Origin of the sequence: Klebsiella aerogenes KCTC 2190 (assembly GCF_000215745.1) — a bacterium.
Taxonomy (GTDB): Bacteria; Pseudomonadota; Gammaproteobacteria; order Enterobacterales; family Enterobacteriaceae; genus Klebsiella; species Klebsiella aerogenes.
The window spans coordinates 420489-439806 of record NC_015663.1 but is presented as its reverse complement, the minus strand read 5'-3'; the positions used below and the strand labels follow the sequence as shown (position 1 = coordinate 439806).

The following is a 19318-nucleotide window of genomic DNA, read 5'->3' as shown; positions in this document are numbered from 1 at the left end:
TGGCGCTACGTTGCGATGTCGTCGGGTAGCCCGGATAAGGCGCAAGCCGCTATCCGGGGAGTTATCCGTCAGCCCAGGTCTGCCATCAATACCTTCGAACGGCGCTGATAGTTGTACATCTGTTTTTTACTCTCCGGCAGCAAATCAATATCCACCGGGGTGAAGCCGCGTTCCTGGAACCAGTGGATACTGCGAGTGGTCAACACGAATAGCTTGCTGAGCCCCATCTGCTTCGCCTGGGCGGCGATACGGCTCAGCAGTACCTCGCCGCGTGACGAACTACGGTAATCCGGATGCACCGCTACGCAGGCCATTTCGCCGATTTTCTCTTCCGGGAATGGATAGAGCGCGGCGCAGGCGATGGTGGTGTTATCGCGCTGGATGATGGTGAATTTATCAATCTCCATTTCCAGCTGTTCGCGCGAGCGGCGCACCAGAATGCCTTGCTGCTCCAGCGGGCTGATAAGATCGAGGATGCCGCCGATATCGTTAATGGTTGCCCGGCGGATCTGCTCGGCGCTTTCCATGACGATCTGCGTACCGATACCGTCACGTGAGAATAGCTCCTGCAGCAGCGCGCCATCTTCCTGATAGCTAATTAAATGGCAGCGACGCACGCCGCTGCGGCAGGCTTTCACCGCCCCGCGCAGGAAGCGTACGGTACCGGAATTATAATCTTCTTCCGCTTCCAGCTCCTCTACCCGCGCCTGCGCCTCGTTAGGGAACAGCTCGGAAACGATCTCGCCGTGCTGGTCGTAGACCCCCTGCGACGAGCAGAAGCCGATCATCTTTTCAGCTTTCAGCTTTACCGCCAGTTGGGTGGCTATCTCTTCAGAAGTGAGGTTGAAGCTCTCGCCGGTGACGGATACCGCGACCGGGCCCATGAGCACGATTGCGCCGCTGTCCAGTTGGCGATGAATGGCTTCTTCATCGATGCGGCGAATACGGCCGCTGTGGCAGTAATCGACGCCATCATCGACGCCAAGAGGTTGAGCAATAATAAAATTGCCGCTCACCACGTTGATATGCGCCCCCTGCAGGGGCGTATTGCCGAGGCTCATCGACAGGCGGGCGGTAATTTCTAACTGCAGCATACCGGCGGCCTGCTTAACCAGCTCAAGGGTTTTGGCGTCGGTGACGCGGGTCTGCTTGTGGTAAACCGGCTCGTGGTGGTGTTCCGCGAGATTAGCGTCAATTTGCGGACGCGCGCCATAGACCACCACCAGGCGAATACCGAGGCTGTGCAATAAGCCAATGTCATTGACTATGCTGGAAAAGTTATCGTGCTCGATGGCTTCTCCGCCCAGCATGATGACAAACGTTTTTCCCCGGTGCGCGTTTATATAGGGAACAGAATGGCGGAATCCCTCGACCAGTTCAGTGCGACGCTCCTTCACCATGACAAACCCTCAATGCATGATTATTCGTAATAAGTGTATTTTTATTCTGTTTTGCTTCGTGGCGCAACCCCTAATTTGTCACTAATTTGCGAAAACATTGTGACAAAACCTTGGGTGTCAAAGTTTGTTTACCCTTTTATAGATGACAGGTTATGCGGCTTTGGTTAAAGTTTCTGGTCAATCTGTTCATTTTGGCTTCAAACACGTTTTTTTGCTTGGGAGTGGCATGTCGGGATACAAGTCGGGATTAAGCCGCCGTCGTTTTTTACAAGGGGCGGGCGCCATGTGGTTAATGAGTGTGAGTCCGGTCGGTTTGGCCGCCGCCGCGCAGGTAGTCGCGGTGCGTATCTGGCCGTCGTCGACTTACACCCGCGTCACGGTGGAATCCAATCATGTACTGAAATATCGGCAGTTTGCGTTAAGCAATCCTGAGCGAGTGGTGGTTGATATTGAAGGCGTTAACCTGAACTCGGTTCTGAAAGGGATGGGCGGGCAGATTCGCGACGACGACCCGTATATTAAATCCGCGCGCGTGGGCCAGTTCGACCCGCAAACCGTGCGGATGGTGTTTGAACTGAAACAAAACGTCAAACCGCAGTTGTTTGCGCTGGCGCCGGTCGCCGGTTTTAAAGAGCGTCTGGTGATGGATCTTTATCCCTCTACGGCCACCGATGTGCAGGATCCGCTACTGGCGCTGCTGGAAGATTACAACAAAGGCGATCTGGAACGTCAGGTACCGCCGGCAGAAAGCGGGCCGCAGCCGGGGAAAGCCGGGCGCGATCGTCCTATCGTTATCATGCTCGATCCCGGCCACGGTGGTGAAGACTCCGGCGCGATTGGTAAATACCGTACTCGTGAGAAAGACGTGGTGCTGCAGATTGCCCGTCGATTGCGCGCGCTCATTGAGCGTGAAGGCAATATGAAGGTCTTTATGACCCGTAACGAAGACGTGTTTATTCCCTTGAAGGTGCGCGTCGCCAAGGCGCAGAAGCAGCGTGCCGACCTGTTCGTTTCGATTCACGCCGACGCCTTTACCAGCCGTCAGCCGAGCGGCTCTTCGGTGTTCGCGCTCTCGACCAAGGGCGCTACCAGTACCGCCGCAAAATACCTCGCGCAAACGCAGAACGCCTCGGACTTAATCGGCGGGGTCAGCAAGAGCGGCGATCGTTACGTTGACCACACCATGTTCGATATGGTGCAGTCCCTGACCATCGCCGACAGCCTGAAATTTGGTAAAGCGGTGCTGCAAAAAATGGGCAATATTAATAAGCTGCATAAAAATCAGGTGGAGCAGGCGGGCTTTGCGGTACTGAAAGCGCCGGATATTCCTTCGATTCTGGTCGAAACGGCCTTTATCAGTAACGTTGAAGAAGAGCGTAAACTGAAGACCGCGAAATTCCAGCAGGAAGTGGCGGAGTCGATTCTGGCGGGGATCAAAGCCTACTTTGCCGATGGGGCGACGTTGGCCAGACGCGGATAAAAAAATAGCGCCTTCGGGCGCTTTTTTTTATAGCGGTATTTACGGACGGTAGAAACAAAAAAACACCCTTAAGGGTGTTCATTGTGTTGGTTGCGGGGGCCGGATTTGAACCGACGACCTTCGGGTTATGAGCCCGACGAGCTACCAGGCTGCTCCACCCCGCGTCCGTCTTTACTCTTCCATCGAGTAAATTTGCTTCTGATTGTAATTGGTTGCGGGGGCCGGATTTGAACCGACGACCTTCGGGTTATGAGCCCGACGAGCTACCAGGCTGCTCCACCCCGCGTCCGCGTCTACTCTTCCATCGAGTAGATTTACTTCAGATTTTAATTGGTTGCGGGGGCCGGATTTGAACCGACGACCTTCGGGTTATGAGCCCGACGAGCTACCAGGCTGCTCCACCCCGCGTCCGTGGAAGCGCACTATACTCCGCTAGCGTTCTGATGCAACCTTTTTTCGTAGAAATCGTCAATTTTGTAAAAAACGGCGGCTAAAAATACAGTAATGGGCGAATTTTTACACAATTTGGGCTGCGGGGCGCTTTCGTGCATTTCATTAGCCGCATGGGTTTGTTATCTTCATCACGCACTAAGGCTTAGCAGCAATAAAGAAGAGATACCATGAAAGGACGTTGGGCAAAATATGTAGCGACGGGGGCAATGCTGGCGATGCTCGCCGCCTGTACCTCGAAACCGACCGATCGCGGTCAGCAATATAGTGATGGCAAGTTTACCCAGCCGTTTTCATTGGTAAACCAACCTGATGCGGTAGGCGCGCCGATTAACGCCGGCGACTTCTCCCAGCAGGTTGGTCAGATTCGTAGCGCCTCTCCGCGTCTCTATAATAGCCAGAGCAGCGTCTATAACGCGATTCAGGAGTGGCTGCGTTCCGGCGGCGATACCCGCACGTTACGCCAGTTTGGTATTGATGCCTGGCAGATGCAGGGGGCTGATAACTACGGCAACGTGCAGTTTACCGGCTACTACACCCCGGTCGTACAGGCCCGCCACACTCGCCAGGGCGAGTTCCAGTATCCTATTTACCGTATGCCGCCGAAAAACGGCAAACTGCCTTCCCGCGCCAGCATCTATGCCGGCGCGCTCAGCGATAACTACGTGCTGGCCTACAGCAACTCGCTGATGGATAACTTCATCATGGACGTGCAGGGCAGCGGCTATATCGATTTCGGCGACGGTTCGCCGCTTAACTTCTTCAGCTACGCCGGGAAAAACGGCTGGCCTTACCGTAGTATCGGTAAAGTGCTTATCGACCGCGGTGAAGTGAAGCGGGAAGATATGTCGATGCAGGCGATCCGTGAATGGGGCGAAAAACATAGCGAAGCGGAAGTCCGCGAGCTGCTGGAACAGAACCCATCTTTTGTCTTCTTTAAACCGCAGTCCTACGCGCCGGTGAAAGGGGCGAGCGCGGTACCGTTGATTGGCCGCGCGTCGGTCGCCTCTGACCGTTCGATTATTCCGCCGGGAACCACCTTGCTGGCCGAGGTGCCTCTGCTGGATAATAACGGTAAGTTTAACGGTCAGTACGAGCTACGCCTGATGGTGGCGCTGGATGTCGGCGGGGCGATTAAAGGCCAGCATTTCGATATCTACCAGGGCATCGGCCCGGATGCCGGTCATCGCGCCGGTTGGTATAACCACTATGGCCGCGTGTGGGTACTGAAAAACGCGCCAGGCGCCGGTAGCGTCTTTAGCGGTTAACGTTCAAACGTCCGTACGTTTCTAACCCGGATCCGCGCAACGCGCCGAATCCGGGGTCTCTACTTTATTCCGAGGTTTTATGTCTGTAGTAATCAGCGATGCCTGGCGCCAGCGGTTTGGCGGCACGGCGCGTTTATATGGCGAAAAGGCGCTGCAGTGTTTTGCCGAGGCGCATGTTTGCGTGGTCGGGATCGGCGGCGTCGGCTCATGGGCGGCGGAAGCGCTGGCGCGTACCGGGATTGGCGCGATTACGCTGATTGATATGGATGATGTTTGCGTCACCAATACCAATCGCCAAATCCACGCCCTTGGCGGCAACGTTGGGCTGGCGAAAGCGGAAGTGATGGCCGAGCGTATACGTCTGATTAACCCGGAGTGTCGGGTCACGGTTATCGATGATTTCATCACGCCCGAGAACGTAGCGGAATACCTGGGAGCGGGCTTTAGCTATGTTATCGACGCGATCGATAGCGTCAGGCCAAAAGCGGCGCTGATCGCCTGGTGCCGCCGTTATAAAGTACCGTTGGTGACGACCGGCGGAGCTGGCGGGCAAATCGATCCGACGCAGATCCAGGTGGCCGATTTGGCGAAAACTATTCAGGATCCGCTGGCGGCGAAACTGCGCGAACGGCTGAAAAGCCAGTTTGGCGTAGTGAAGAATAGTAAAGGAAAGCTGGGCATCGATTGCGTCTTCTCGACCGAAGCGTTGGTCTACCCGCAGGCGGATGGCAGCGTATGTGCAATGAAAAGCACGGCGGAAGGGCCGAAGCGGATGGATTGCGCCTCCGGTTTTGGCGCGGCGACCATGGTGACGGCGACCTTTGGTTTTGTCGCCGTATCCCATGCGTTGAAGAAGATGTTGGCGAAAGCGCAGCGTCAGGGGGAATAGTCCGGCAGGCGTTTCCTTTATTGGCCTGGAACCGTAGATACTGTTATTGGTTTGCAACGGTTTTGGTTGGGGATAAACATGTGCTTTGTGTTAATTCAAAGCACATTGCGCTCCCGATATTTCTTCTGCGTTATGGCACTCATGGCGCAGGGAGCGCACAGAGGGCGGCCAGTCGCCGCCGCCCTCTGTACTCCCGGGCTCTGGCCGCCAAAATCGCCACTTCGTGGTTCCTTCGACTTATCCCGGCAGGCTTCGGGTCGGGCCGAGGCAGCGTCCGTGCAAAACACGGCCCTCAGCCCGCATCCATGCGGGCTGCCCCGGCCTGCCGGGAACGTCTCAGCGATTTTGAGGCCCCCAACACCGGCAGTTTCAGTCAGCATTGATGCGGTTGTAGTGGGAGTAGCCCGGCTCAGCGTAGCGCAAGCCGGGGAGACGGCGTTTGAATTAGTTCTCGCGGGCGGCGGCGAGCACCGCGTCGCTTAGCGCCTGCAGCCCCTGGCTGCGCGAAGCGCTAAGCTGCCCGCGCAAACCCAGCTCATCGAATAACGCCAACGGATCATTCGCTAAAATCTCAGCGGCGCTTTTTCCTTCGCAGGCGGCTAACAGCACCGCCAGCAGGCCGCGCACAATACGCCCTTCGCTATCGCCAAAGAAGTGCATCTTGCCCTCAGCATCAACCTGATACCCCAGCCAGACACGGTTTTCGCAGCCGGCGATCTCTTTCGCCTGCGCCCGCTGGTCATCCGTTAATGGCGGCAGTTTCTTACCCACTAAAATCAACTGGCGGTACTTATCTTCCCACTGAGTTAGCGGGGCGAAGATCTGGCGCAGCGTCGCTTCGCTGAGCGCGGTGCTTAAGGGTTGGGAGGTCATCATTAATCCACCAGTATTTCCAGCGCGCGGTCGATAGCGTGCACCAGCGCATAAACATCATCTTGCGTATTGTACGGCGCGAATGAGGCGCGCAGCGTACCGCTGACGCCTAATGCCGCCAGCAGCGGTTGCGCGCAATGCTGCCCGGCGCGTAGCGCAATGCCGGACTCCGCCAGCAACGTAACCATATCGCTATGGTGTACGCCCTCGAAATCAAAGGCCAGCAGGCTCGAATCCTGACAGCGGAACGAACGAAAACCGGGCCGCTTTGCCAGTTCATCTTCCGCAAGCGTCGCCAGGCTACGGCTCCAGCTTTCCGCCTGTGTAAGATCGATTTCCTGCAGCCATTCCAGCGCGGCGCTGAGGCCGATAACGCCGGCGACGTTGGGCGTCCCGGCTTCAAGCCGCCAGGGGGCGGGCTGGGTTTTAAAGCCATCGAATGAGACTTCAGTAATCATTTTGCCGCCGCCGAGCCATGGCGACATCTCCGCTAGCAGCTCGCTTTTGCCATACAGCGCGCCAATACCCGTTGGGCCATACAGCTTATGGGCGGAGAAGGCATAAAAATCGATATCCAGCGCCTGCACGTCGGCCGGAAAGTGCACCGCGCCCTGCGCGCCATCAACCATCACTATCATTCCCGCCTGATGGGCTAAATCAATAGCAAGTCGCAGATCGGGGCAGCCGCCGGTGACGTTAGACATCTGGCCAATCGCCAGCACCCGGCTGCGCGGAGAGATAAGCGAAGGGAGTTGAGCGATATCCGGCAGACGATCGGCGCCCAGCGGCAGCTTGACCACCCGCGCGCCGGTTTGTTCGGCAACCATCAGCCACGGCACCAGGTTGGCGTGGTGTTCGGCTTCGCTGACGATTATTTCATCGCCAGGATGCAGGCGCGGGCGCGCGTAACTCTGCGCGACCATATTGATGGCTTCTGTGGTGCCGCGGGTCCAGACGATATCTTTGCCGGAAGAGGCGTTAAGCCAGCTGGCGACGCGTTCGCGCGCCGCCTCGTAGCGCTCGGTAAGACGCTGGGCGGCGGCAAACTGGCTGCGGTGGACGTTGCCGGCGCTCAGGCGATAAAACTGGTCGCTGGCATCGATCACGGCCAGCGGTTTTAGCGCCGTCGCCGCGCTATCCAGGTAGACGCCGGCATCCGCCAGGGCTGGAAACTGGGCGCGGAAGTGGGCGGGATTGAATGCGTTCATGGAATTCCTCATATCGATATCACGATCGTCGCGCAAATTCCCCATTAGGGCAAGGCTGGTGATAGCGAGGAGGCGGGGAGAACGGTGATTTTTCGGCAAAAAAAAGCACCGCGCATTGCGGTGCTACATTAAATCACTATGGACAGACAGGGTAAATGTACAGGAAGTGAAAAGGTAGCCTTGCTACCATGGTCTGCAAACCCAGACCAATTGCAAACACAACAACACAACATCACAACCGTAAGCCAAAAGCTTGTTGGAACACGCATTCCAAAAAAAGCTTTTCGTTCCGGCTCAGGAAGTGCCGCCACTATAGGTATTTGCTGGTAGAACCTCAACGGACAATTTATAATGGCTCAGATAAAAAAACTAATAGGTTAACTGTTGTTTCCTATTTGTTAAAACTCGTTAACATCTCAGTCAGAATAACCATGTCGAAGCGATTACCACCTCTGAATGCATTACGTGTTTTTGATGCAGCCGCACGTCATCTGAGCTTCACTCGCGCAGCCGATGAGCTTTTTGTGACGCAGGCCGCAGTAAGTCACCAAATCAAGTCACTAGAGGACTTTCTGGGCCTGAAGCTGTTTCGTCGACGCAATCGCTCGCTGCTGTTAACGGAAGAGGGGCAAAGCTATTTTCAGGATATTAAAGAGATTTTTTCGCAGCTCACCGAAGCCACGCGTAAACTGCAGGCGCGCAGCGCGAAAGGGGCGCTAACTGTTAGTTTATTGCCCAGTTTCGCCATTCAGTGGCTGGTGCCGCGACTCTCAAGCTTTAACTCAGCTTATCCGGGGATCGACGTGCGGATCCAGGCGGTGGACCGTCAGGAAGACAAACTGGCCGACGACGTCGACGTGGCGATTTTCTATGGCCGCGGCAACTGGCCGGGGCTGCGTGTTGAAAAACTGTACGCCGAATATTTACTACCGGTTTGTTCGCCGTTGTTGTTAACCGGTGACAAAGCGTTGAAAACGCCTGCCGATCTGGCGCAACATACGCTGTTACATGATGCCTCTCGCCGCGACTGGCAAACTTATACCCGGCAACTGGGTCTAAATCATATCAATGTGCAACAGGGACCGATATTCAGCCACAGCGCGATGGTGCTGCAGGCGGCAATCCATGGACAAGGCGTCGCACTGGCCAATAACGTTATGGCTCAGTCCGAAATTGAAGCAGGCCGTTTGGTCTGCCCGTTTAATGATGTTCTGGTCAGTAAGAACGCGTTTTACCTTGTTTGTCATGACAGTCAGGCTGAACTGGGTAAAATAGCCGCTTTCCGCCAGTGGATTTTAGCGAAGGCGGCGAGCGAACAAGAAAAATTCCGCTTTCGTTACGAACAATAACGGCCTGATGACCAGGCGTTAACTGACTTTGTAGGGTATCAACATGACCAGCCGTTTTATGCTGATTTTTGCCGCCATCAGCGGCTTTATCTTTGTGGCTCTGGGCGCCTTTGGCGCACACGTATTAAGTAAATCGCTGGGTGCGGCCGAAATGGCCTGGATCCACACCGGCCTTGAGTATCAGGCGTTTCATACGCTGGCGATTTTAGGCCTGTCTGTCGCCATGCAGCGGCGGATAAGCATTTGGTTTTACTGGAGCAGCGTGTTTTTGGCGCTGGGAACCGTGTTGTTCAGCGGCAGCTTATATTGCCTGGCGCTGTCGCATTTACGCCTGTGGGCGTTCGTTACCCCGGTAGGCGGCGTCTGCTTCCTTGCCGGTTGGGTATTAATGTTAATTGGTGCAATTCGTCTGAAACGTAAGGGCGTTGTTCATGAATAAGGTTGTCCTCTATTGTCGCCCCGGGTTTGAGAAAGAGTGCGCAGCAGAAATTACCGATAAGGCAGCCCGCCTTGAGGTATTTGGTTTTGCCCGGGTCAAAGACGACTCCGGATATGTGATTTTTGAGTGCTATCAGCAGGGCGATGGCGAGAAGCTGGTGCGCGATCTACCGTTTAGCTCGCTGATTTTCGCGCGTCAGATGTTCGTTGTTGGCGAACTGCTGCGCGACCTGCCGCCGGAAGACCGCATCACGCCGATCGTCGGCATGCTGCAGGGCGTGGTGGAAAAGGGCGGTGATCTGCGCGTTGAGGTCGCGGATACCAACGAAAGCAAAGAGCTGATGAAGTTCTGCCGCAAGTTCACGGTGCCGCTGCGCGCGGCGCTGCGTGAAGCCGGCGTGCTGACCAACTATGAAACGCCGAAGCGTCCGGTGGTGCACGTGTTCTTTATCGCCCCCGGCTGCTGTTACACCGGCTACTCCTTTAGCAATAACAACTCGCCGTTTTATATGGGGATCCCGCGCCTGAAGTTCCCTTCCGATGCGCCGAGCCGTTCGACGCTGAAGCTGGAAGAGGCATTTCACGTCTTCATTCCGGCGGATGAGTGGGACGAGCGTCTGGCGAATGGCATGTACGCGGTGGATCTCGGCGCCTGCCCGGGCGGCTGGACCTATCAGCTGGTGAAGCGCAACATGTGGGTCTCTTCGGTCGATAACGGCCCGATGGCGCAGAGCCTGATGGATACCGGACAGGTGACCTGGCTGCGTGAAGATGGCTTCCGCTATCGTCCGAACCGCAACAACATCTCGTGGATGGTGTGCGACATGGTTGAGAAACCGGCGAAGGTGGCGGCGTTAATGGCGCAGTGGCTGGTGAACGGCTGGTGCCGCGAGACCATTTTTAACCTTAAGCTGCCGATGAAAAAGCGCTATGAAGAGGTGTCGCAAAACCTGGCCTATATTCAGGCGCAGCTTGATGAGCACGGAATTAACGCGCAGATTCAGGCCCGTCAGTTGTATCACGACCGTGAAGAAGTGACCGTACACGTGCGTCGCCTGTGGGCGGCGGTCGGCGGCCGCCGCGACGAGCGCTAATCAGCGCTCAGCAGCCCCGGCCACGCATTAGCGCGGCCGGGGATCACGCGGATGGCAAACGCAGCTGCTGTAGGTTGCCATCGAGCTGTAAATCCGTTTGCAGGCGGGCGATTTCCCGGCAGGTAAACGCCATCTCTTTATGCTCTTCAAGCTTCTTACGCCACTTCTCCGGCACTTCGGCAAGCCGCGCGTAGATGCCTTCTAAATCCTGATAATCCGTTAACAGCTGCGCCGCGCTTTTCGGCCCAATCCCGGCAACGCCCGGGACTTTTGAGCTGCTAATTCCCGCCAGGCCCCAGTAGTCCGGGAGCTGTTCCGGCGTCACGCCGAATTCATTGGCGATAAACGGCGCATCCAGCCAGCGTTTCTGGAAATAGTCGCGGATGCGAATGGTCGGCGACAGCAGCTGACAGTAGCCTTTATCGGTCGAGACAATAGTCGCCTGATGCCCGGCCTGGGCAACTTTAACGGCGAGCGTGGCCGCCAGGTCGTCCGCTTCGCTGCCGGGCAGCGCCCAGCAGCGGATACCGCGCTGTTCGAAAGCCGCCCGCAGCGCCGGCATTTCCGCTTCCAGCGTTTCCGGCATCGGCGCGCGCCCGGCTTTATAGTCCGGCAGCCGCTGGTGGCGCCAGCCGTGGGCGCGGTCTTCATCGTCGAACACCGCCACGGCGTGCGTCGGCTGGCTGTGGACGATAAGCTGTTCCAGGGCGTGCAGGCAGGTATCCGCGCAGGGTGAACCCTGTACCGCATGAATACGGCGGATCAGGTTGAGCGCGTCGACAATTAACAGATGAACAGCCACAAGATACCTCCCTTTGTTCTCAGGCTGTAAGGGTAACATCGGTGGCAAGATGAGGCTATTGGTAGAGCGAAGTTCGGGAAGCAGGCTCGCAGAATGAGCCAGGGCTGGAGGAGAGTTGGCCCGACATGCCGAAGCGTGCCGGGCCAGAGGCGTTAATCGCAGGCGACGATTTTCATCGCCAGGCCGCCGCGAGAGGTTTCGCGGTACTTGGCGTTCATATCTTTGCCCGTTTCATACATGGTCTCGATAACCTTATCGAGGCACACGCGCGGTTCGCTGGTACGGCGCAGGGCCATGCGCGCGGCGTTAACCGCTTTGACCGCCGCGATGGCGTTACGCTCGATGCACGGTACCTGCACCTGGCCGGCAACCGGGTCGCAGGTCAGGCCGAGGTTATGTTCCATACCGATTTCCGCGGCGATGCACACCTGAGCCGGGCTAGCGCCCAGCAGCTCCGCCAGACCGGCCGCGGCCATCGAGCAGGCCACGCCGACTTCGCCCTGGCAACCGACTTCGGCGCCGGAGATAGAGGCGTTCATCTTATACAGCGAACCAATGGCGCTGGCGACCAGCATATAGCGGGCCAGAGAGTTAGCGTTCACCTTGCGGATAAACTTGTCGTAGTAGGCCAGTACCGCCGGAACGATACCGCACGCGCCGTTAGTTGGCGCGGTCACCACGCGGCCACCGGCGGCGTTCTCTTCGTTTACCGCCAGCGCGAACATGTTGATCCAGTCCACTACCGCCATCGGGTCGCTGTTAGTATTGTCCTGGCTTACCAGCATGCGGCGCAGCGCGGCGGCGCGGCGCGGAACGCGCAGTTTGCCCGGCAGAACGCCTTCAGTGGTAATGCCGCGCTCGATACCGGCGCTCATCACTTCCCACACCGCGGCGAAGTGCTGTTCCAGCTCTTCTTTGCTGTGCAGCGCCAGCTCGTTTTGCATCATCAGACCGGAGAGCGACAGGCCGGTTTCATTGCAGTGTTTCTGCAGGTCGGCGGCGTTTTTGTACGGATAAGGCACAGCAACCGGCGCCTCGGTGGTCAGGCCGAAGTGCTCTTCATCGACGATAAAGCCGCCGCCGATGGAGTAGTAGGTCTGGCTGTAGAGCACCTTGTCGCCGCCCAGCGCGGTAATGCGCATGCCGTTCTCATGCAGAGAAAGGTTGTCGGCATGGAAATTCATGCACTGGTCGACAGGGAACTCGACTTCGTGCTGGCCGTTCGCCAGCAGCAGGCGGCCGTGGGTGTTAACGTCCTGAATAAAGCCCGGGATCGCGTCGATGTCGACGGTATCCGGCAGATTGCCGGCCAGTCCCATGATAATGGCGATATCGGTATGGTGGCCTTTACCGGTCAGAGACAGGGAGCCGTAAACGTCGACGACGACTTTGCTGACGTCGGCCAGCAGGCCGCGCGCAATCAGGTCGTCAGTAAATTGTTTGCCCGCTTTCATCGGTCCAACGGTATGGGAGCTGGATGGGCCAATGCCGATTTTGAAAATATCGAATACGCTGATCATGATGTATTCCAGTACTGTCGGAAAGCGCGCCGCCGTTAAGCGGCGCGAGGGGAGGTCTTAAGAGAATTAGCTGAACAGAGAGTAGAAAATCGCGGAGATGGCAATCAGGCCCATAATCACAACGAAGACGTTGCTGATGTGGCCGCTGTATTTGCGCATGGCCGGAACTTTCTGGATAGCGTACATCGGCATCAGGAACAGAATCATCGCGATAATCGGACCGCCCAGGGTCTCAATCATGCCGAGGATGCTCGGGTTCAGCGTGGCCACAATCCAGGTGGTGACCAGCATAAACAGCGCGGTCAGCTTGTTCAGTTTGTTGATTTCGATGGTTTTGCCTTTGCCGCGCAGAGACTTAATCACCATGCCGTTGAAACCTTCACGAGCGCCCAGATAGTGGCCGAGGAAGGATTTGGTGATAGCGATCATCGCGATGATCGGCGCCATCCAGGCGATAACCGGTGCGTTAAAGTGGTTCGCCAGGTAAGACAGAATCGAGATGTTCTGCTCTTTCGCCGCCGCCAGGTCCGCCGGAGACAGGCTCAGTACGCAGCTGAAGACGAAGAACATAACGGTCAGCACCATCATGATGTGAGCGCGCGCCAGGATGCTGGAGCATTTCTTCTCTGCGCCTTCGCCGTACTCTTCACGCTTCGCTACCGCGAAGGAGGAGATGATCGGCGAGTGGTTAAAGGAGAAGACCATTACCGGGATCGCCAGCCACAGGGTCATCAGCAGACCGTTACCGGTTGTTGACGCGCTGCTCAGCGACAGGGTTTCCAGCGCCGCGCCGTTCCATTGCGGGATCAGGTACAGCGCCAGAACCATCAGCGCGATAACGAACGGGAATACCAGGACACTCATTGCCTTAACGATCATCTGCTCGCCGAAACGCACGATGGTCATCATGCCGACAATCAGAATCAGGGACAGAATGGCGCGCGGCGGCGGCGTCATGTGCAGCTGGTGCGCCATGAAACTTTCGACGGTGTTGGTGATCGCCACGCTATAAACCAGCAGGATCGGGTAGATTGCGAAGAAGTAGAGCAGCGTAATCAGTTTACCTGCGCCTACGCCAAAGTGTTCTTCAACGACTTCGGTGATGTCTTCGCCCGGATTTTTACCGGACAGCACGAAGCGGGTCATACCGCGGTGTGCGAAGAAGGTCATCGGGAAGGCCAGAATCGCCATGATAATCAGTGGGATCATACCGCCGACGCCGGCGTTGATTGGCAGGAACAAAACGCCCGCGCCGATCGCCGTGCCGTACAGGCCCAGCATCCACATGGTATCCGTTTTGCGCCATCCGCTGCGGGATTCACCCGAAACGATAGTGCTGGTTTGTGTGGTTTCCATCTGTATCTCCTGGAGGAATCAACAAAATCTAGTAAATAAAAACGATTAAATAATATGAAATTCGTTGCTTTACGGTTTTTTAGAAATTTTCTCCGTAACAATTGGGCGGCAAGATACATTTATATGGAAAATACATCAGTGATCGGGATCCCAAATGCAATAATCCACTTTAAATCTGAACGTTTTTAGCCCAACAGTCTGTTTATGGTGATCAGCCAGATAAATGTGGCGCGAAGGCTATCATTTGCAGCACATGAGATAAAAGCTCTGTTACCAAATAACGAGGTTTTTGCTGCAAAAAAGTGATGTAAACGACGTTTTTTCGCCAGAATGTTATTTTTATGGTGAATTTTATTGCTCTTTTTGGAAACGCAAACGTTTGGCTATGTGGAAACTCTACGAATCATTAATTAGAAAAATTAATTAACTGGAAATTGAGGACGGGGGTGCCCGGGCAGGGTATCGACCGCCGCCCGGGAGAGGTATCACGTTATCAGGAGCAGATTTCGTAGCACGGAATGTAGGCACTGCCGCCCGGAAGCTTCATGCGGTGCTGGGCAACGAAGCCCTGCAGCAGATCGTCCATGCGGCGCATCATTTCCGGATCGCCATGCAGCTTGTAAGGGCCATATTTCTCGATAGCCTGAATACCGACTTCTTTCACGTTGCCGGCGACAATACCGGAGAAGGCGCGACGCAGGTCGGCGGCCAGCACTTCCACCGGTTGGTCCGGATAAAGTTTGAGATTGGCCATATTGTCGTGCGTCGGATCGAATGGCATCTGCAGGTCCGGCGAAATACGAATCGACCAGTTGAAGCTGTAGGCGTCATCGGTTTCGCGGCGGCTCTCTTTGACCAATGGCATCGCTTTTTTCATCTGGCGCGCCACTTCCGCGGCATCGTCAATAATAATGCGATAGTGGCGGCGAGCCGATTCGCCGAGGGTATGAACGATGAACTCGTCCAGCACGCGGAAGTAGTCGGCGCTCTCTTTCGGCCCGGTGAGGATAAGCGGCAGCACCTGCGCCTTGTTATCCGGATGCATCAGGATGCCCAGCAGATAAAGCAGCTCTTCCGCAGTACCCACGCCGCCGGGGAAGATGATAATACCGTGGGCGATGCGCACGAACGCTTCGAGACGCTTTTCGATATCCGGCATGATGATCAGTTCGTTGACCAGCGGGTTTGGCGGCTCAGCGGCGATAATGGAAGGTTCGGTCATGCCGATAAAGCGGCTGTCTTTATAGCGCTGCTGGGCGTGGCCGACGGCGGCGCCTTTCATTGGCGCTTCCATGGCGCCTGGCCCGCAGCCGGTGCAGATATTCAGTTCGCGTAGGCCAAGCTGGGTACCGACGCGGCGCGCGTACAGGTATTCATTTTCATTAATAGAGTGGCCACCCCAGCAGACAATCATATTCGGCGCTTCGCCGACGTGCAGCGCGCGGGCGTTGCGCAGAATCGAGAACACCAGGTTGGTGATATGAATTGAGCTTTCGAGATCGAGATTCGGGAAGCGGACGGTGTTGTGGATCTGCCCGTAGACGAACAAGATATCGCGCAGCACGGCAAACAGGTTGGCCTGCAGGGAACGGATAATACGGCCATCGACGAAAGCGTCTTCCGGCGGGTTGATCAGTTCCAGCTTCACGCCGCGTTCGCGGCGCAGCACGTTAATATCGAAGTTTTCAAAACGAGACAGTAGCTCCTTGCTGTTATCGGTCAGGCTCCCCGAGTTGAGCACAGCAAGCGAGCAGTTGCGAAAGAGTTGATACAGGTCACTACTGGCGGTGCGTTTAAGCATATCCACTTCCAGCTGTGACAGCATATCCATTGAACCAAGCGGGCTAACGTGTGTAATCAAGTGAACTCCTTACAGGACGATTATCGTCTTCCTGTGATTACAATAGCCCTGGCCGTAGTATTTCCACAACCTTGCGTACGCGTTAACGCACGCAAAGTGTGAAAAATTTCGCTTATTGCCGCGCCAGACGGCCGGTTGCCGGCACGAATTCACCGTTGCTGCGCCACGGATTGATATCCAGGCCGCCGCGGCGGGTGTAGCGAGCGTACACGGAAAGCGATTCCGGGCGGCAGAAACGCAGCACATCATTAAAGATGCGTTCGACGCACTGTTCGTGGAATTCATTGTGGTGGCGGAACGACACCAGATAGCGCAGCAGTTTTTCGCGATCGATTTTCGGCCCGCGATATTGAATCTGTACCGAGCCCCAGTCCGGCTGGTGGGTGATCAGACAATTCGATTTCAACAGATGGCTGACCAGCGTCTCTTCGACGACTTTGCCGCTGGCCGCGTCCTGCAGGTAGTCGGCGCTGAACTGATAGTTATCAATCTCGATATCTTGATCGTCGATGCAGGTGCCATGCAGATGGGCGACCGGTTGCCCTTCCAGCTCATCGAGTCGGTACAGCGAAACCTTGACCTCGCCCTGGGCGCAGGCGCTAAGATCGCGGGTCAGCGTGGCCTGAACTTCCTGCCAGTCGGCGAAGCGGGTCTGGTTGAAGCTGTTCAGGTACAGTTTGAAGCTTTTCGATTCCACCAGATTGATGGTGGTATCGCTCAGTTCCACGTAGCCGACGGCGACCTGCGGCAGGCCTTTGGCGTTCAGCCACGACAGCTCGTACAGCGTCCAGATATCGGTGCCGTGGAACGGCAGATTATCGGCATGCAGGCCGAGCGGATCGCGGTTCAGGCTGCGCGGCACGCCCTGCAGCAACGAAGCGTCATAGGTATCGCGGTAATCCGTTGATTTACCGAGCGTCAGGCCGGCCAGCGCCTGATGATTATCGTAAGAAGACATGTTTCACCATAGTAAAGCGGGTACACTATATGCCAAGTGTATCCTGTCTAACGTGAAGAGAGAAACCGGTGGATCATCAGACCATAGAAGCGCTGCAATCATTTACCCAACGTTACTGCGATGCGTGGCAGCAGCGTTATGCCAGCCTGCCGCGTAGCGAAGACCTTTATGGCATCCCATCTCCCTGTATTAGCGCTAGCGAAGACGATGCCGTTTTCTGGCAGCCGCAGCCGTTTACGTTAGAACACCATCTCGATGGGGTTGAACGGGCGCTGGAGATTGTGGTACAACAGCCGATTCATAGTTATTATACCACTCAGTTCGCTGGCGATATGCACGCCCGCTTCGCGGAACAGAACCTCACTCTGCTGCAGGCATGGAGCCCGGATGATTTCCAGCGAGTACAGGAAAACCTCATTGGTCACCTGGTGGTACAAAAACGTCTGAAGCTATCGCCGACGCTGTTTATCGCCACGCTGGATAGCGAACTGGAGGTTATTTCGGTCTGTAACCTGAGCGGCGAAGTGATTAAAGAGACGCTCGGTACTCGAAAAAGAGAGACCCTTTCCCACTCGCTTGCGAGTTTCCTGAATCAGCTTGAGCCCCTTCTGTAATCCATTTCCCCAAGTTGTTTGTGAGAGATCTCTTACAAGACCTGTAAGAGATCGTCATCATTTTCAGCAATTTTTTACGTAGTGATTACATGTAACTTATTGTTATTAAATGATTTGATGATTATGCGCGCTTTTAGTTTGGCCACTAATCTTAAGAGATTGTCGTAGTAAGTCTTGTAAGAAGAGGCGGAATCAGTGATCCTATGTACGTCGACAGGAAGTCGCGGATGAAGAGAACATCAGGATGATGGCTCTTCTACAGGACCCGCCAGGATGGCGTTGCAAGGACAGGCTTCAGGATGAAGCAAGGATAACGCAGGAAAGCGTAAAGGACACCTCCAGGATGGAGAACGAGAGCCGCTCAGGATGAACGGTGGATCAGGAAGATCTGGACACACTTAGGGATAAGTTATTTCACATCGGGGTGGTGTGAAAGCAGGATGCGCTAGTTTATGGATGAACTTGGTCAGGAGACCTCAGGAAAAGTTTTCAAGGACGAGCAGGGAGCACCAATGTAGCTGGAATGCTGCAAAACGAACCGGGAGCACTGTTTATACAGTGCTCCCTTTTTTTATTTCTCTCGCGGATTTGCTATCCTGCGCCCGGTTTACAATTCATCGAGGTTTCCCCATGACCCTTCACGCTAGCGTGCGCGATCGCCTGCACGCCATTGAAGCGCTGCTGCGCGAAACAAACCACTGGCAGGAACAGGCCCCGGATAGCCGCGCTTTCGCCAGCGAGCAGCCGTTTTGCCTGGACACGCTCGAGCCGCTGGAATGGCTACAGTGGGTGCTGATCCCACGTATGCATCAACTGATTGCCAGCGGTATGCCGCTGCCGCAGAACTTTGCCGTCGCGCCCTATTACGAGATGGCGCTGGATAAAGCCCATCCGGCGCGCGAAGCTATCGTGGCCGAGTTGCTGCTGCTGGATGCATTATTCGCGGATGAAGACGCCTGATGCTGGAGATCATTTACCAGGATCAGTGGCTGGTGGCGGTGAACAAACCATCCGGTTGGCTGGTGCACCGTAGCTGGCTGGATCGCGATGAGAAAGTGGTGGTGATGCAGACCGTGCGCGATCAAATTGGCCAGCACGTCTTCACCGCTCATCGTCTGGACCGGCCGACTTCCGGCGTGCTGCTGATGGGGTTATCGAGCGAGGCGGGCAGGCTGCTGGCGCAGCAGTTTGAACAACACCAGATGCAAAAACGCTATCACGCCATCGTTCGCGGCTGGTTGACTGAAGAGGCGGTACTGGATTATCCGCTTGTAGAAGAGCTGGATAAAATCGCCGATAAATTCGCTCGTGAAGATAAAGGCCCGCAGCCGGCGGTGACCCACTATCGCGGGCTGGCGACGGTAGAAATGCCGGTCGCCACCGGCCGTTACCCGACCACCCGCTACGGGCTGGTGGAGCTGGAGCCGAAAACCGGGCGTAAGCATCAGCTGCGTCGCCATTTGGCCCATCTGCGCCATCCGATCCTCGGCGACAGCAAACATGGCGATCTACGGCAAAACCGCAGCGCCGCTGAACATTTCGGCTGTAATCGCCTGATGCTGCATGCCAGTCAGCTGTCATTAACGCATCCGTTTACCGGCGAGCCGCTGACGATTCGCGCGGGTCTGGATGATGTCTGGATGCGCGCGCTGTCGCAGTTTGGCTGGCGCGGGCTTCTCCCGCTAAATGAAAGGGTTGAGTTTGCCGACGACAGCGGTCAGGATGAGAGTATCGCGGATAATCCAGGGAGATAATCAC

The 19318-nt window shown here is 56.0% G+C and carries 17 protein-coding genes and 3 tRNA genes; 9 read left to right on the top strand and 11 right to left on the bottom strand.

The window, feature by feature from the left end; genetic code table 11:
* Positions 1-68: 68 nt before the first annotated feature.
* Positions 69-1400 carry an amino-acid N-acetyltransferase gene (gene argA, locus EAE_RS02175; RefSeq protein ID WP_015369939.1) on the bottom strand — a complete coding sequence of 444 codons (1332 nt, stop codon included), beginning with the start codon at positions 1398-1400 and terminating at the stop codon, positions 69-71.
* Positions 1401-1626: 226 nt separating this feature from the next.
* Here argA and amiC point away from each other — a divergent pair, with 226 nt between their 5' ends.
* Positions 1627-2880, top strand: coding sequence for an N-acetylmuramoyl-L-alanine amidase AmiC (gene amiC, locus EAE_RS02170; protein WP_015703319.1), 1254 nt, complete (start codon positions 1627-1629; stop codon positions 2878-2880).
* A gap of 87 nt (positions 2881-2967) precedes the next feature.
* Here the strand turns inward: amiC and EAE_RS02165 are convergent.
* The 3 genes from EAE_RS02165 to EAE_RS02155 form a co-directional block, all read right to left on the bottom strand.
* A tRNA-Met gene (locus EAE_RS02165) sits at positions 2968-3044 on the bottom strand.
* Positions 3045-3089: 45 nt separating this feature from the next.
* Positions 3090-3166 (bottom strand) — tRNA-Met (locus tag EAE_RS02160).
* A gap of 45 nt (positions 3167-3211) precedes the next feature.
* Positions 3212-3288, bottom strand: a tRNA-Met gene (locus EAE_RS02155).
* A 212-nt stretch (positions 3289-3500) separates the two neighbouring features.
* Between EAE_RS02155 and mltA the strand changes: the two genes are divergently transcribed.
* Positions 3501-4598, top strand: a complete 1098-nt coding sequence (gene mltA / locus EAE_RS02150; RefSeq protein WP_015369941.1) for a murein transglycosylase A — start codon at positions 3501-3503, stop codon at positions 4596-4598.
* 79 nt (positions 4599-4677) lie between these two features.
* Positions 4678-5487, top strand: a complete 810-nt coding sequence (gene tcdA / locus EAE_RS02145) for a tRNA cyclic N6-threonylcarbamoyladenosine(37) synthase TcdA (RefSeq protein ID WP_015703318.1) — start codon at positions 4678-4680, stop codon at positions 5485-5487.
* A 444-nt stretch (positions 5488-5931) separates the two neighbouring features.
* Here tcdA and csdE read toward each other — a convergent pair whose 3' ends face one another.
* Together csdE and csdA are read right to left on the bottom strand one after the other, a co-directional pair.
* Entirely contained in the window at positions 5932-6363 is a 432-nt protein-coding gene (gene csdE, locus EAE_RS02140) for a cysteine desulfurase sulfur acceptor subunit CsdE (RefSeq protein ID WP_015703317.1), read from the bottom strand.
* Entirely contained in the window at positions 6363-7568 is a 1206-nt protein-coding gene (csdA, locus tag EAE_RS02135) for a cysteine desulfurase CsdA (RefSeq protein ID WP_015703316.1), read from the bottom strand. The genes csdE and csdA overlap by 1 nt, the downstream gene beginning before the upstream one ends.
* Positions 7569-7999: 431 nt before the next feature.
* Here csdA and gcvA point away from each other — a divergent pair, with 431 nt between their 5' ends.
* From gcvA to rlmM, 3 genes are read left to right on the top strand one after another with little or no spacing between them, the layout of a single operon-like run.
* Entirely contained in the window at positions 8000-8917 is a 918-nt protein-coding gene (gcvA, locus tag EAE_RS02130; RefSeq protein ID WP_015369945.1) for a glycine cleavage system transcriptional regulator GcvA, read from the top strand.
* A gap of 43 nt (positions 8918-8960) precedes the next feature.
* The gene (locus tag EAE_RS02125) at positions 8961-9356 is read left to right on the top strand and encodes a DUF423 domain-containing protein (protein ID WP_015369946.1); all 396 of its coding nucleotides are present in this window, start codon (positions 8961-8963) and stop codon (positions 9354-9356) included.
* On the top strand, positions 9349-10449 hold the full coding sequence (gene rlmM, locus EAE_RS02120) for a 23S rRNA (cytidine(2498)-2'-O)-methyltransferase RlmM (protein ID WP_015369947.1): 1101 nt from the start codon (positions 9349-9351) through the stop codon (positions 10447-10449). Before EAE_RS02125 ends, rlmM begins: the two co-directional genes overlap by 8 nt.
* A gap of 43 nt (positions 10450-10492) precedes the next feature.
* Here the strand turns inward: rlmM and xni are convergent, their stop codons facing one another.
* From xni to queF, 5 genes are all read right to left on the bottom strand, one after another.
* Complete coding sequence (gene xni, locus EAE_RS02115; protein WP_015703315.1) at positions 10493-11251, bottom strand: flap endonuclease Xni; 759 nt, start codon at positions 11249-11251, stop codon at positions 10493-10495.
* 152 nt (positions 11252-11403) lie between these two features.
* Entirely contained in the window at positions 11404-12771 is a 1368-nt protein-coding gene (locus EAE_RS02110) for an L-serine ammonia-lyase (protein ID WP_015369949.1), read from the bottom strand.
* Positions 12772-12837: 66 nt separating this feature from the next.
* Positions 12838-14127, bottom strand: a complete 1290-nt coding sequence (locus EAE_RS02105) for an HAAAP family serine/threonine permease (RefSeq protein WP_015369950.1) — start codon at positions 14125-14127, stop codon at positions 12838-12840.
* A gap of 493 nt (positions 14128-14620) precedes the next feature.
* Positions 14621-15988 (bottom strand): nucleotide 5'-monophosphate nucleosidase PpnN, encoded by a 1368-nt coding sequence (gene ppnN / locus EAE_RS02100; protein ID WP_015369952.1) that lies wholly within the window; start codon positions 15986-15988, stop codon positions 14621-14623.
* A 112-nt stretch (positions 15989-16100) separates the two neighbouring features.
* Complete coding sequence (gene queF, locus EAE_RS02095) at positions 16101-16946, bottom strand: NADPH-dependent 7-cyano-7-deazaguanine reductase QueF (protein WP_015703314.1); 846 nt, start codon at positions 16944-16946, stop codon at positions 16101-16103.
* A gap of 68 nt (positions 16947-17014) precedes the next feature.
* On the opposite strand from queF, the gene syd reads away from it, so the two are divergent.
* From syd to truC, 3 genes are all read left to right on the top strand, one after another.
* Positions 17015-17560: a SecY-interacting protein gene (gene syd / locus EAE_RS02090; protein WP_015369954.1), complete on the top strand. Its 546-nt coding sequence runs from the start codon at positions 17015-17017 to the stop codon at positions 17558-17560.
* A 630-nt stretch (positions 17561-18190) separates the two neighbouring features.
* Complete coding sequence (locus EAE_RS02085) at positions 18191-18520, top strand: YqcC family protein (protein ID WP_015369955.1); 330 nt, start codon at positions 18191-18193, stop codon at positions 18518-18520.
* Positions 18520-19314 carry a tRNA pseudouridine(65) synthase TruC gene (truC, locus tag EAE_RS02080; protein ID WP_015703313.1) on the top strand — a complete coding sequence of 265 codons (795 nt, stop codon included), beginning with the start codon at positions 18520-18522 and terminating at the stop codon, positions 19312-19314. Before EAE_RS02085 ends, truC begins: the two co-directional genes overlap by 1 nt.
* Positions 19315-19318 lie beyond the last annotated feature (4 nt).

Bases quoted from the DNA above. Each gene is read 5' to 3' on its own strand.
- csdE (WP_015703317.1), bottom strand. From the start codon at position 6,363: ATGATGACCTCCCAACCCTTAAGCACCGCGCTCAGCGAAGCGACGCTG.
- csdA (WP_015703316.1), bottom strand. From the start codon at position 7,568: ATGAACGCATTCAATCCCGCCCACTTCCGCGCCCAGTTTCCAGCCCTG.
- queF (WP_015703314.1), bottom strand. From the start codon at position 16,946: ATGTCTTCTTACGATAATCATCAGGCGCTGGCCGGCCTGACGCTCGGT.
- EAE_RS02125 (WP_015369946.1), top strand. From the start codon at position 8,961: ATGACCAGCCGTTTTATGCTGATTTTTGCCGCCATCAGCGGCTTTATC.
- mltA (WP_015369941.1), top strand. From the start codon at position 3,501: ATGAAAGGACGTTGGGCAAAATATGTAGCGACGGGGGCAATGCTGGCG.
- EAE_RS02110 (WP_015369949.1), bottom strand. From the start codon at position 12,771: ATGATCAGCGTATTCGATATTTTCAAAATCGGCATTGGCCCATCCAGC.
- truC (WP_015703313.1), top strand. From the start codon at position 18,520: ATGCTGGAGATCATTTACCAGGATCAGTGGCTGGTGGCGGTGAACAAA.
- EAE_RS02085 (WP_015369955.1), top strand. From the start codon at position 18,191: ATGACCCTTCACGCTAGCGTGCGCGATCGCCTGCACGCCATTGAAGCG.
- argA (WP_015369939.1), bottom strand. From the start codon at position 1,400: ATGGTGAAGGAGCGTCGCACTGAACTGGTCGAGGGATTCCGCCATTCT.
- tcdA (WP_015703318.1), top strand. From the start codon at position 4,678: ATGTCTGTAGTAATCAGCGATGCCTGGCGCCAGCGGTTTGGCGGCACG.
- EAE_RS02105 (WP_015369950.1), bottom strand. From the start codon at position 14,127: ATGGAAACCACACAAACCAGCACTATCGTTTCGGGTGAATCCCGCAGC.
- amiC (WP_015703319.1), top strand. From the start codon at position 1,627: ATGTCGGGATACAAGTCGGGATTAAGCCGCCGTCGTTTTTTACAAGGG.
- rlmM (WP_015369947.1), top strand. From the start codon at position 9,349: ATGAATAAGGTTGTCCTCTATTGTCGCCCCGGGTTTGAGAAAGAGTGC.
- gcvA (WP_015369945.1), top strand. From the start codon at position 8,000: ATGTCGAAGCGATTACCACCTCTGAATGCATTACGTGTTTTTGATGCA.